13 protein-coding genes are annotated in these 12791 nt (G+C 43.0%); 5 read left to right on the plus strand and 8 right to left on the minus strand.

Annotated features, from left to right (window positions below):
- Positions 1-81: 81 nt before the first annotated feature.
- Positions 82-240, plus strand: coding sequence for a hypothetical protein (locus tag F6K37_RS18555; RefSeq protein WP_154659803.1), 159 nt, complete (start codon positions 82-84; stop codon positions 238-240).
- A gap of 5 nt (positions 241-245) precedes the next feature.
- Complete coding sequence (locus F6K37_RS18560; protein ID WP_287251520.1) at positions 246-1658, plus strand: reverse transcriptase family protein; 1413 nt, start codon at positions 246-248, stop codon at positions 1656-1658.
- Between the two features lie 255 nt (positions 1659-1913).
- Here F6K37_RS18560 and F6K37_RS18565 read toward each other — a convergent pair whose 3' ends face one another.
- The 7 genes from F6K37_RS18565 to F6K37_RS18595 all read right to left on the minus strand — a co-directional run bounded on the left by F6K37_RS18565 (position 1914) and on the right by F6K37_RS18595 (position 7228).
- Positions 1914-2630: a hypothetical protein gene (locus F6K37_RS18565; RefSeq protein ID WP_287251522.1), complete on the minus strand. Its 717-nt coding sequence runs from the start codon at positions 2628-2630 to the stop codon at positions 1914-1916.
- A 205-nt stretch (positions 2631-2835) separates the two neighbouring features.
- Entirely contained in the window at positions 2836-3516 is a 681-nt protein-coding gene (locus tag F6K37_RS18570) for an actin-binding WH2 domain-containing protein (RefSeq protein ID WP_271970067.1), read from the minus strand.
- Between the two features lie 462 nt (positions 3517-3978).
- Positions 3979-4137, minus strand: coding sequence for a hypothetical protein (locus F6K37_RS18575; RefSeq protein ID WP_158026359.1), 159 nt, complete (start codon positions 4135-4137; stop codon positions 3979-3981).
- Positions 4128-4808 (minus strand): actin-binding WH2 domain-containing protein, encoded by a 681-nt coding sequence (locus F6K37_RS18580; RefSeq protein ID WP_287251525.1) that lies wholly within the window; start codon positions 4806-4808, stop codon positions 4128-4130. Before F6K37_RS18580 ends, F6K37_RS18575 begins: the two co-directional genes overlap by 10 nt.
- Positions 4809-5270: 462 nt before the next feature.
- The gene (locus F6K37_RS18585) at positions 5271-5429 is read right to left on the minus strand and encodes a hypothetical protein (protein ID WP_158026359.1); all 159 of its coding nucleotides are present in this window, start codon (positions 5427-5429) and stop codon (positions 5271-5273) included.
- Positions 5420-6100, minus strand: a complete 681-nt coding sequence (locus F6K37_RS18590) for a hypothetical protein (RefSeq protein WP_008184809.1) — start codon at positions 6098-6100, stop codon at positions 5420-5422. The genes F6K37_RS18585 and F6K37_RS18590 overlap by 10 nt, the downstream gene beginning before the upstream one ends.
- Positions 6101-6370: 270 nt before the next feature.
- Positions 6371-7228 carry a methyltransferase domain-containing protein gene (locus tag F6K37_RS18595; RefSeq protein WP_502887755.1) on the minus strand — a complete coding sequence of 286 codons (858 nt, stop codon included), beginning with the start codon at positions 7226-7228 and terminating at the stop codon, positions 6371-6373.
- 187 nt (positions 7229-7415) lie between these two features.
- Between F6K37_RS18595 and F6K37_RS18600 the strand changes: the two genes are divergently transcribed.
- Both F6K37_RS18600 and F6K37_RS18605 read left to right on the plus strand, forming a co-directional pair.
- Positions 7416-8750, plus strand: coding sequence for a TrkH family potassium uptake protein (locus F6K37_RS18600; RefSeq protein ID WP_008183134.1), 1335 nt, complete (start codon positions 7416-7418; stop codon positions 8748-8750).
- 125 nt (positions 8751-8875) lie between these two features.
- Complete coding sequence (locus tag F6K37_RS18605; protein ID WP_044492856.1) at positions 8876-9571, plus strand: potassium channel family protein; 696 nt, start codon at positions 8876-8878, stop codon at positions 9569-9571.
- Here F6K37_RS18605 and F6K37_RS18610 read toward each other — a convergent pair.
- Positions 9568-10959: a tetratricopeptide repeat protein gene (locus F6K37_RS18610; protein WP_008183130.1), complete on the minus strand. Its 1392-nt coding sequence runs from the start codon at positions 10957-10959 to the stop codon at positions 9568-9570. The two genes, F6K37_RS18605 and F6K37_RS18610, sit on opposite strands and share 4 nt — an antisense overlap.
- Before the next feature lie 99 nt (positions 10960-11058).
- Between F6K37_RS18610 and F6K37_RS18615 the strand changes: the two genes are divergently transcribed.
- Entirely contained in the window at positions 11059-12411 is a 1353-nt protein-coding gene (locus F6K37_RS18615) for a TldD/PmbA family protein (RefSeq protein ID WP_008183128.1), read from the plus strand.
- Positions 12412-12791 lie beyond the last annotated feature (380 nt).

Consider the following 12791-nt stretch of genomic DNA (forward strand, 5'->3'; position numbering starts at 1 on the left):
CCATCAGCGACTTCATCAAGACAATGGGAAAAAATGTATAGCGGTTTATAGCCTAATCAGGTACAGAGGATTTTTTATCTCTTGCCTCTTGCCTCTTGCCTCTTCTTTGTTCCGGTGATCCGCTGTTCCCTATTCCCTGCCCATAGCGCTATAACAAACAACCTTGGCCTTTTGGCCTTTTGGCCACGCTACGCGAACGGCCACGCTACGCGAACAACCAACCTAAAAACTAAAAAATAGTTCCCATGTCAGACCAACCCCGTACCCGTCAGGAACTCTACGATCGCATCCGCCAAATAGGTAAAGAAGAATTCGTCCTCGAAGAAATGATTCGCTACGGATTTTGGCCAGCACAAGGTGAGATGCCAGAAGATCCAGCTGATGAAATTCGACGGCGGGGAGAACTCCAGCGAGAACTAGCCCAACTGCGCCAAGAAAGTAAGAAACTACAAAACGAACAAGCACTGCGTAAGCGGTTGCTAAAAGAACGGTTAGCCCAGTCTAGGCTTAAGCGTCAGGAAACCAAACAACGACGGGAACAACAACGGCTCGAACGTGCCGAAGCGTGGGCTATACGCCAGGAACAGGAAATACTCTATCTCGGTGAGCAAGTATCCCCAGGTCTAAACCATACCGAAAGCGATCGCATACGATTAGAAACCTATAAATTACCCCTGCTTAGCACACCCCAACAAATTGCTCAAGCCATGGGGATTACCCTAGGACAGCTACGGTTTCTCGCATTTAATCGCAAAACCGCTACCATATCTCACTACATTCGTTTCAAGATTCCCAAAAAAACCGGTGGAGAGCGATTAATTTCCGCACCCAAACCAAAACTAAAACAAGCACAACACTGGATTCTCAGCAACATACTAGAAAAACTAGAACTAGACAATGCAGCTCACGGCTTTCGACGCGATCGCTCCATAGTAACCAACGCCCAGCCTCATGTTGGTGCTGATGTCATTATCAACATTGACCTCAAAAACTTCTTCCCATCCATTTCCTACCCACGAGTCAAAGGACTTTTCCGGTCATTCGGTTATTCAGAAGCAGCAGCAACAGTATTTGGATTACTCTGTACAGAAGCGGACATCGAAGAAGTCGAACTAGATAGCAAAACCTACTACGTAGCCACAAGCGATCGCCACCTCCCCCAAGGCTCCCCCGCTTCACCAGCCATTACCAACATATTGTGCCGTCGTTTAGACCACCGACTAACCAAACTAGCCACAGACTTAGGCTTTATTTACACCCGCTATGCCGATGATCTCACCTTTTCCGCCTCCGGTAATAGCCTCCGCTTTATCGGTAAACTCCTAAAACGCACCAGCTCCGTAGTAGCTCACGAAGGGTTTACTATCAATCAACAAAAGACCCGAATCCTACGGAAATCCCAGCAGCAAGAAGTAACAGGAATTGTAGTCAACGACCATCTCAATATTTCTAGAAAACAATTAAAACGCTTCCGTGCCACCCTCTATCAAATCGAAAAAGACGGTCCAGATAGCAAACACTGGGGAAACTCCAGTAATGTAATCGCAGCCATTCAAGGCTATGCCAACTTCATCGCCATGGTCAATCCCGAAAAAGCAGCCCTCTTTCAAGCACAAATCCAACGCATCAAAGAAAAATGGTTATCTAATAGGGATTAGGTATCAGCTTACCTTATTTTTGAATTAAGAATTAAGAATTAAGAATTAAGAATTAAGAATTAAGAATTAAGAATTAAGAATTAAGAATTTGTAATTCTGCATTCTACATTCTACATTCTACATTCTACATTCTACATTCTACATTCTACATTCTACATTCTACATTCTACATTCTACATTCTGCCTTCTGCATTCTTAATTCTGCATTCTGACAGACAACCTTGGCCTTTCGGCCACGCGATCGCGAACAACTAACTACCGCTTACCTCGTAAATTTATCACCTCCTTATGTACACTCATCCCAATCTGAAGAGACTGATTAAGTAAGCGACCATACTCACCAGTTTCATCACTCAGATCAAAAGCCATCAAAGTAGCCAAATTATCGTCAAGATTGCTTAACAATACCTGACGACTGTCAATTAAATTATTATGACTTCTGATTAAATTTTCTACTTTTAAAGCATTCACTAAACTTTGTTTAGTAATAGCTAGAGATTCAATAACTTTTCTCCGGCTTTCAGATTGTTTAAACTCCTTACTTGAACCCTCAATAGCCTCTATGCGTTCCGCTAACTCAATGGCTTTAATCACACCATTATAGTTATCAACCTGATCCATTAACCTAACCAAAGACTTAATTCGCTTTCCTTGTTTATAAAGATATACATTCCCAATCACTATCCCTAACACAAACAATCCCACCAATATAGTAAATAAATAGCCCAGTTCAGCCTGGTCTTCAGACAAATTGCCAGAATTTTTCATAAAAATCAGGATTGGAGGCAAAAATAAAATTAAACTCAGACCCAATATAAATATCTCAGTTAACAGAACCGATAACATATGCTTAGGCTTCTTAAAGATAAACCCCCGACAAAAATCAATAGCCACAAGCTTAGCAAAATTCAGATCTACCAGGTTTCTGATATCTTCTGACGTAATCTGTAAATTACCTAAATTTGATGACATATCATCTCGCTCCTGTTACACCATTTTCTGATATCTTGAACCAATCCCAATCACCCACCAGTAGTTAAAACCACACCGCGAATAAATCAATTACTCTTACTTCCACCCAAGCAATCCCATCCGTTATCGATATAAGAAATAGCGCTGCGCGCAGCGCTATAGCTGCCACAAGTGTGGCTTCAAAACAGCAAATCCATAGTAAGCCTTAACCCCAACCCAGCATTGTACTAATTAACTTCAACAGTTGCATATAAAAATTACTCTCTAGCTCGCGAAATAGGGCAAAAGGTTCTCCAGGAGCTCCAAAAAATGGTCTGAGGGTCCATCCCAATTGGCTCCCAACAAATCCATACAGCACTAACCAAGGTTTAATAATCCTTGTGGGAGATTTTTTTTCTTCAGCTTCTTGCTCAGTGATAAATTGCATACATTGGTAAAACACATTGACACCAATTAACCCAGTGATGCCAAATATTACTATATTTAAGAGCATAAAAAATTTATAATCATTAATCGAGAGACGGAAAAAAAGAGTGATAGGAGCAAAGCCAAATAGCATCACACTAATCACAGATGTCGCCGCCAAGAGCAAAGCTAGGTACTGCCCAAAACTACGTTTAGAGCCTGAGCTAATCTCATAAAAATATAAAGTCGGTAAACAAATCAACAGCGTTAAGAGGTATAGGGCTGGGAGTTTGATAGCTGAAGAGATAATTTGGAGGGGGCCACTAAACGAGCCGATAATTGCACCATAAATCCCAAAAAATGCCGAGCTAGCAATCAATAAAGAGATAATCTTGATATCAATCCTAATCCCTTGGTCAACCTCTTTCAGGAATCTTTGGCGATCGCCCAAAAACTCCATCACTATAGTAAAGTGGTTCATGACCTACTCCTAATTAAAATTTCAAGCTACAAGATACAGCCACCTAAGATTCTCAGCCATCTAGGATAAAAACTAGTAATATAGCACTAGTTTTTACTAGCACTAGTGTTTACTACAATAATCCATGGATTTACCATTTCCCATGCCAAATTGCCATTGGTAACTAGTTCACTATTATATAATTACTTCACCGGATTTTAGATCCTGTCCGCAAAATAAACTGCTAATTAACATGGGATGACCCCATGGGAATGATCAGATTTGGAGATTTGGGTCATATACAACTGATTTTGATAACTCAAGGGATCAGCAAATGATTTCCGTTACAATCCTCACTTGCTCCCATACAACGTAAGCTATCAGCTATCAGCTATCAGCTTATCCGTTACGTCCCAGTATCGAAGCCTGTGCCATGCTAAGGAAACAGCTTTTGAATAAAACAAACCATTCATTTAATCTGAGTTAAGTCTGCACCTCAAGTAGCGTGAGCCATTGGCGTAGCGTGGCCATTGGCGTAGCGTGGCCAAGGCTGACGGCTGACGGCTGACGGCTGACGGCTGAATGCTTACCATACAACAACCCATAACCAATCAACAAATCAATAGTAAGCCTTAACCCCAACCCAGCACTTTACCAATTAACTCCAACAAATGCAGATAAAAATTACTCTCTAGCTCGCGAAATACGGCAAAAGGTTCCCCAGGATCTCCGAAAAATGGTCTGAGGGTCCATCCCAATTGGCTCCCAACAAATCCATACAGCACTAACCAAGCTTTAAGAAGTCTAGTGCGAGATTTGTTTTCTTCAGCTTCTTGCTCAGTGATCAATCCCATGCATTGGTAAAACACATTGACACCAATTAACCCAGTGATGCCAAATATTACTATATTTAAGAGCTGAAAAAATGTATAATCATCAATCGAGAGACGGAAAAAGAGAGTGATAGGAGCAAAGCCAAATAGCATCACACTAATCACAGATGTCGCCGCCAAAAGCAAAGCTAGGTACTGCCCAAAACTACGTTTAGAGCCTGAGCTAATCTCATAAAAATATAAAGTCGGTAAACAAATCAACAACGTTAATAGGTATAGTGCCGGGAGTTTGATAGCTGAAGAGATAATCTGGAGGGGGTTACTAAACGAGCCGATAATTCCACCATAAATCCCAAAAAACGCCGAGCTAGCAATTAATAAAGAGATAATCTTGATATCAATCCTAATTCCTTGGTCAACCTCCTTCAGGAATCTTTGGCGATTGCGCAAAAACTCCATCACTATCGTAAAGTGGTTCATGACCTACTCCTAATTAAAATTTCAAGCTACAAGATACAGCCACCTAAGATTCTCAGCCATCTAGGATAAAAACTAGTAATATAGCACTAGTTTTTACTAGCACTAGTGTTTACTACAATAATCCATGGATTTACCATTTCCCATGCCAAATTGCCATTGGTAACTAGTTCACTATTATATAATTACTTCACCGGATTTTAGATCCTGTCCGCAAAATAAACTGCTAATTAACATGGGATGACCCCATGGGAATGATCAGATTTGGAGATTTGGGTCATATACAACTGATTTTGATAACTCAAGGGATCAGCAAATGATTTCCGTTACAATCCTCACTTGCTCCCATACAACGTAAGCTATCAGCTATCAGCTATCAGCTTATCCGTTACGTCCCAGTATCGAAGCCTGTGCCATGCTAAGGAAACAGCTTTTGAATAAAACAAACCATTCATTTAATCTGAGTTAAGTCTGCACCTCAAGTAGCGTGAGCCATTGGCGTAGCGTGGCCATTGGCGTAGCGTGGCCAAGGCTGACGGCTGACGGCTGACGGCTGACGGCTGAATGCTTACCATACAACAACCCATAACCAATCAACAAATCAATAGTAAGCCTTAACCCCAACCCAGCACTTTACCAATTAACTCCAACAAATGCAGATAAAAATTACTCTCTAGCTCGCGAAATACGGCAAAAGGTTCCCCAGGATCTCCGAAAAATGGTCTGAGGGTCCATCCCAATTGGCTCCCAACAAATCCATACAGCACTAACCAAGCTTTAAGAAGTCTAGTGCGAGATTTGTTTTCTTCAGCTTCTTGCTCAGTGATCAATCCCATGCATTGGTAAAACACATTGACACCAATTAACCCAGTGATGCCAAATATTACTATATTTAAGAGCTGAAAAAATGTATAATCATCAATCGAGAGACGGAAAAAGAGAGTGATAGGAGCAAAGCCAAATAGCATCACACTAATCACAGATGTCGCCGCCAAAAGCAAAGCTAGGTACTGCCCAAAACTACGTTTAGAGCCTGAGCTAATCTCATAAAAATATAAAGTCGGTAAACAAATCAACAGCGTTAACAAGTATAGCGCCGGTAATTTGATAGCTGAAGAGATAATCTGGAGAGGGCTACTAAACGAGCCGATAATTGCACCATAAATCCCAAAAAATGCCGAGCTGGCAATTAATAAAGAGATAATTTTGATATCAATCCTAATCCCTTGGTCAACCTCCTTCAGGAATCTTTCGCGATCGCCCAAAAACTCCATCACTATAGTAAAGTGGTTCATGACTTACCCCTAGTTAAAATTTAAAGCTACAAAATACAGTTAGCTATAGGAGCATGTCACTTATGCAGAAAATTTGGACTAAAACTATAGCCCCCTCATCGGTTTTAGCTTGCTCTGATAGTACCTATAGCAATCCTACTAAATCATTTTTTCAATCAGCAAAATAGGAAATCCTTGCTGGGCAAGGGTTATAGCGATTCGGCCACTATATTTCACGAATCAGATCGGATTGCTATAGTTCATATGTTCTACAACTTTGACCTGCTCCCTTCACTTGGTTCCAGACAACAACCCATAACGAATCAAGCCCCGGCGATACCCTCGACTCATCAACCCCATCGACAGTGCCGCTTCCACAATTTTCCAATTACTATTGAGCAACCCTAAAAGCGCTTTCGGCTCAAAAGCAGAATCAATCACAATATCCCAAAACGGTTCAACCGCATCTGACCAATCCGCCGTCCGAATAGTTTGGAAATTCAAATTGCCAGCAATTTCCTCATACTCCTGCAAAGAAATCACATAAGGCAAACAATAAACCCGATAAATCTCAGCCAAATGCTGCTGTTCATCTGTTGTCAATTGTCCCGTCGCCAAGGTTATCGGACGATGACACCAAGTTGCCATTAAAAACCTTCCCCCAGGTTTCAGCACCCGATAACATTCTTGAAGAAACTGTTGCTTATCCGGCATATGTTCTCCACTCTCCATCGACCAGACAAAATCAAAGGTTTCATCAGCAAAAGGCATATCCAAAGCATTAGCAACCTGAAACTGAACCCGTGTTGCCAACCCAGCCACTTGCGCTCGTTCAGTCCCTCGTGATGCTTGAACTGGACTTAAGGTAATTCCAGTAACATTTGCTTCAAACTGTTGCGCTAAATAAAGTGAACTCCCACCAATCCCACAACCGACATCCAGAATAGTACTAGCTTGCTCCACTTCAGCCCAACAGAGCAATTCCTCAATCAAGTCAATTTGTGCCTGATGTCGGTTTTTCTTCTCAGTACCCGCCCAGCCATAATAGCCATGGTGCATATGTTCACCCCAAACTGCTTCCCACAAGCCAGAAGAGGCATCATAAAATTCCTGAATCTGTTTTTCAAGACTCAATTTTTCAAGACTCAATGTCATATTATGTCCAGTAGCATCGTTCCGTATCACCAACTATAGCGGTTCTCACTTCCATAAACCATACCCAATTCGACGGGAGAAGGCTGTGACCCGCTACTAAGGGAAAAGGGTCTTGACAGATGGCAAATCACAAATAAACAATGACAAAGACAAATGACCAATGACCAATGACCAATGACCAATGACTATTCCCCGAACCATTTGCCTTGGATTCCTTTCCGTAATTGCCATCGGAACTATTTTGCTAATGATGCCATTTGCTGCTAGTGAGGGCACATGGACTCACCCGATGGTGGCACTATTCACCTCAACCTCTGCTGTTTGTGTTACTGGTCTAGTGGTTGTCGATACTGGCTCCTATTTTTCCTTCTGGGGACAGTTGATTGTGCTTGCCCTCTTTCAAATTGGTGGTTTGGGCTATATGACCACCACCACATTTCTCATTTTAATACTAGGGCGCAAGTTCAAATTGAAGCAGAAAATCGCCATTCAACAAGCTTTAGATCGACAAGGTTTACAAGACAGTGCAGCATTAATTCGTTCCATCATTGCCACAGCAATAATTTTTGAAATCACAGGCATTTTTCTACTTTTACTAGTGTTTGTTCCCGATTATGGATTATACCAGGGATTCTGGTTAGCCATTTTTCATAGTGTGAGTGCTTGGAATAATGCCGGATTTAGTCTTTTCCCAGACAGTTTGACAAGTTATCAGTCATCTCTTCTCCTCAATCTAGTGATCACAGCTCTAATTATCTGCGGTGGCATTGGTCAACAGGTAATTTTTGAGTTCTATCTTTGGTTGCGCGATCGCATTCTCCGACGACGTCAGTCTCTGGAATTTTCCCTGAATTTTAAAGTAGTCACTAGCACCACTATCTTTTTGTTAATAGTGGGAACAATAGCATTTTTATTCATTGAGTTTAATAATGATAACACTCTAGGAGCTTCAACATTATCAGACAAATTTATCAAAGCCTGGTTTCAGTCAGTGACCACCAGAACCGCAGGGTTTAACACCATTGATCTTGGTAAAATGACCACAGCAGGTTTATTTATTACCATTACCATGATGTTTTTTGGAGCCAGTCCCGGGGGAACAGGTGGTGGCATCAAGACTACAACAGTAAGAGTTTTAGTTAGTTCTACCCAAGCAATTTTACAAGGAAAAGAAGACGTTTATCTATATAAGCGTCAGGTACCAATTGAACTAATTCTAAAAGCGATTGGAGTCTTAGTAGGGTCATGCGCTACAGTAATTATATCAACACTTTTAATTTCACTAGCTGAGCCAACCCTGGATTTTATTCAGATTTTATTTGAAGTCGTCTCAGCCTTTGCTACTGTCGGTCTTTCCACAGGGATTACCCCAGACGTTTCTACCTGGGCAAAGCTAGTTTTAATTGGAACAATGTACATTGGCAGGGTTGGAGTTTTGTTGCTCATGGCATCCCTACTAGGAGAACCCCGTCCCAGCGCAGTTCAGTATCCAGAAGAAAACTTACTTGTGGGATAATCCTAGGGAAAAGGTCTACTTGCTTGCCAATGGCAAATGGCAATTAATACTTAAGAATAAACAAGTAAGACGTAAAAAATTACTAAAACTACAAGGGATACACTAAGCAAGTCACAGGAGGCATCGTGAATCTATCATTTTTAACATTCTTGCGTAACCTACCCAAAGAAAATAAACAGTTTGCCGTTATTGGATTAGGGCGTTTTGGTCGAGCCGTCTGTTCCACACTCTACCAACTTGGCTATGAGGTTCTGGGTACTGATATTGATGAAAAACTAGTTTCCCAAGTGTTAACCAATAAAATAGCTTCCCATGCTGTGCAGCTCGATTCAAAAGAACCCTCAGCATTGAAAGAAGCCGGGATTTTAGAATTTGATACAGTAATTATTGCCATCGGTAACTATGTACAAGAAAGCATTATCACCACCCTCAACTTAAAAGAAGCAGGAGTTCCTTACGTCATTGCCAAAGCTTCCTCAGAAGTTCATGGCAAGCTGTTAAAACGGGTAGGAGCCGATCATGTAGTTTTTCCTGAGAATGACGCAGGTTGTGCTTTAGCACGCTCCCTCACCAAACCATCCATCTTGGAATGGTTTGACCTAGACTCTAAGCACAGTATTGTCGAGGTCAGAGTGCCAGAAAAATTTGATGGCAAAAGCATTATGGAACTGGAATTGCGCAAGCGCTATGGCTTGACTGTCCTGGCTATCAAGGGAGATGCTGAATTTGAGATTAACCCTGACCCTAATCAACTGCTGTACAAAGATATGCTTATGGTTATCATTGGCTCCAACGCCGATATTGACCGCTTACCCATCTAAAGCTTAGGAATCCCTCTTTCTGGTTCAGACTTTTCCGGTTCCATCTGTTCAGTTTCAGTGGAATCTACCTTAGGAGTTTCTTGGGATTCTACCTCCAGAATCTCAGGAGACTTCATCTGTGGAATTTCAGGAGAGTCTACCTCAGGAGTTTCTTGAGTATCAACCAACTTTTCTTGTGCTTCTAGCTGCTTGATGTACTCATCAACCTCTGTCACCTTCTCCTCATTACCTGCAAAGGCGAATAACTCTCTAGCTTTGACCAAAGAAGAGAGAGCTTCCTCTCGCTGTTGAGACTTTTCTAAGACTACACCCAAGTTGTAATGACCTTCTGCTAATGCCGGAGACAGGCTAAGAGCTTGCTGATATTCAGCCATGGCTTCCTCATACTGTTCTTGCTGTTGTAGAGCAACACCAAGGTTGTAGTGGGTCAAGGCGTGGTAAGGATCCAGTTGCACAGCTAATTTGAGTGTGGTAACTGCTTCGGCGTACTCACCATTCGCTGTCAGTGCTGCCCCTAGCTGTCGGTAAGCATCCACATTTTCCGGTTCCAGTTCCGTCACCAAGCGAAACCGAGTAATCGCTTCCGCCAACTCTCCTTTCTCAAACAAAATTACCGCTAATTGATACTGAGCCGGGGCCAACTTCGGGTCAACCTTAACTGCTTCCCTAAAGGATTCCTCTGCCGCTGACTTTTCCCCTTGCTCCACCAGTAATAGTCCCAACTGGTAGTGTGCTTTCACCAATTTAGGTTGAGTGCGAACTGCTTGTCTGAGTGCAGTAGTTGCTGGTCCAATCTGGTCTTGCTCGACTAAAATCAGTCCCATGTTATAGTAAGCTTTGCCATAATCTGGGTCTAGGCGAATGGTGGCTTGGTAGTGTTCGATCGCCTCTTCTTGATTACCCTGAGATTCCAGAGCTAACCCTAAGTTATAGTAAATATCGGCTGATTCGGGATTGAAAGACAACGCCTGTCGATAAGCAGCGATCGCACTATCGGGTGCCCCTTCCTTGTAAAAAGCAATGCCTAAGTTGTAATAAGCTTGTGACAACGTTGGGTCAAGGGCAATAGCAATTTGGTATTGTTCCAATGCCAGCTGGTTCTTACCCTGCTGCAAATAGGTATTCGCCAACAAATAGCGTCCCATGGCCATATAGGGGTCAAACTCAAGGGCTTTACGAAAAGCGCGCTCTGCCCCAGGAAAGTCCCGGCGTCCGTACAGTTTCACGCCAACTTGAAAGTATGAAGCCGCATCCAGGTTATTGGAGTATGGACCTTCCATCAACTGCTTGGTTCCTTTATACTCAGGAATCTTTTGACCTTGAGCTTGAGCAATACTTGTCAAACCAAAACTGATGATAGTGGTAGCTAGCAGAGGTATCCTTCTCATTCACCCTTTTCCTATAAGCTGAGACATTTTTGGTATACTACAGGATAATATTTTTTTACTAGAATAATTAGCTGCTTATCAAGCCCATCCCCACAGGAAATGACCCTAGCTGCTGCTCCGATATGCGATCGCAAAGATCAAACCCTATCCCTAGTCGATTCAGTCATTGCCCAATCCCAAGCAGAAGGGGTATTCGTCAGTCTCAGCCTTGGTGACGAATTTCTGAGCCGCTTCTCGGAAAATCAGATTACCCAGAATATCAGCCGCCAACGCTGCCAACTGACCATTACCAGTTATTTCGGTAAGCGTTGTGCCTCTGCTACCACAACAGAACTAGACCCAGAGGCAATTGCCCAAACTATCCAACGTTCTGAACAACTGGCTCGCATTGCCCCAGAAGATCCGGAATGGGTACCCCTACTAGAAGCCCAGGATTATGAGCAACGCACCCCAGCCTTCGATCAAGCCACAGCTAACCTTTCCCCCTTGGAACGGGGAGAAATGGTCAAGGGAGTATGTACCTTAACTGCTCAGGCAGGAGTCGAAGGGTCTGGTAAGCTTAGTACTCAAGCCTTTTTACGAGTTGTGGGCAACTCCCAAGGGTTACGAGCGTTAGACCAAGGTACAGAGGCAGATTGTAGCGTTACAGCCCGTATAGACGATGGTTCGAGTTGGAGTCAAAGCACCGCCTTTGCCATAGAGCAGTTACCGATTTTAGACAAGTCATCGATAACAGCTCTAATTGAACGAGCTAAAGCCTCACGTCACCCCCGTAAGGTGAATCCAGGTACCTACCCAGTTATATTTGATGGTGCTGCCTTTGCGGAATTGCTGTCTTGGGTAATCTGGAATATGGATGCTCGGGCAGCGGATGAAGGACGCTCCTTTATGTCCCATAGTGATCAAACCGGTAAGCCCACTGGTAACCGCTTGGGTCAGCCAATGTTTAGCCCTATAGTGCAGGTACAACGCGACCCTGCTCATCCCCTACTCCAATTAGGCACTTGCTTTCGGGATGGATTGAGTAATCGCTACACCGAGGTGATTAAGGACGGTATTCCCCAAATCCTTTACTATAGCCGCTATTGGGCAGCTCAGAAAGGCAAAGATCCAACTGGACTATTGTTTCCCATTGTCATGTCCGGTTCTAGCCAAAGTCTAGCTGACCTGATTGCCCAGACAGAGCGAGGTATTTTGGTAAATCGTGCTTGGTATGTGCGCTATGTCAATCCCAAAACCCTAGAAGTCACAGGGATGACCCGTGATGGCACATTCTGGATTGAAGACGGTCAGATTGCCTACCCGATTAAAAACCTGCGCTTTAACCAAAGCCTGCCTCAAATGTTGAAAGAAGTCGATGGCCTAAGCAAAGTACAGCGCTACGGTAACATCGTAGTTCCAGGAGTTCGGGTCAAGGCATTTAACTTTGATAGTATCACTGACAGCATTTGAGCCAAATCATGAAGGATCAAATGTGAAGAATTAAAGAAGAAAGCTGTCATGTGAAATGTGAAAGCTCAAATGTGAAAGCTCAAATGTGAAAACTTTACCTTTTATAGCGCTACGCGCAAGTCAGAAAGGTTCGAAGTCAGAAGTCAAAGGTGCGCTTTCCGTTCTCCGTAGGAGACGCGGGGCGCGTTCGGCGAATTAAATTCGCCACGGGTCGCACCTAAAAGTAAGCTATGACTAAGTTTCGGAGTTTAGGAGCGATGCAGCGCGGTCTTGGGGAGGCAGCGCGGTCTTGGGGGTTCCCCCGGAGACGAAACCTTAGACAGGCTCGCCTTTATGGTTGGTAGGTTATGCAAAAAAGGGTTAAAACTTATTGATTAAGG

Origin of the sequence: Moorena sp. SIO4E2, assembly GCF_010671945.1 — a bacterium.
Taxonomy (GTDB): Bacteria; Cyanobacteriota; Cyanobacteriia; order Cyanobacteriales; family Coleofasciculaceae; genus Moorena; species Moorena producens.

Bases quoted from the DNA above. Each gene is read 5' to 3' on its own strand.
- F6K37_RS18560 (WP_287251520.1), top strand. From the start codon at position 246: ATGTCAGACCAACCCCGTACCCGTCAGGAACTCTACGATCGCATCCGC.
- F6K37_RS18565 (WP_287251522.1), bottom strand. From the start codon at position 2,630: ATGTCATCAAATTTAGGTAATTTACAGATTACGTCAGAAGATATCAGA.
- F6K37_RS18570 (WP_271970067.1), bottom strand. From the start codon at position 3,516: ATGAACCACTTTACTATAGTGATGGAGTTTTTGGGCGATCGCCAAAGA.
- F6K37_RS18580 (WP_287251525.1), bottom strand. From the start codon at position 4,808: ATGAACCACTTTACGATAGTGATGGAGTTTTTGCGCAATCGCCAAAGA.
- F6K37_RS18590 (WP_008184809.1), bottom strand. From the start codon at position 6,100: ATGAACCACTTTACTATAGTGATGGAGTTTTTGGGCGATCGCGAAAGA.
- F6K37_RS18600 (WP_008183134.1), top strand. From the start codon at position 7,416: ATGACTATTCCCCGAACCATTTGCCTTGGATTCCTTTCCGTAATTGCC.
- F6K37_RS18610 (WP_008183130.1), bottom strand. From the start codon at position 10,959: ATGAGAAGGATACCTCTGCTAGCTACCACTATCATCAGTTTTGGTTTG.
- F6K37_RS18615 (WP_008183128.1), top strand. From the start codon at position 11,059: ATGACCCTAGCTGCTGCTCCGATATGCGATCGCAAAGATCAAACCCTA.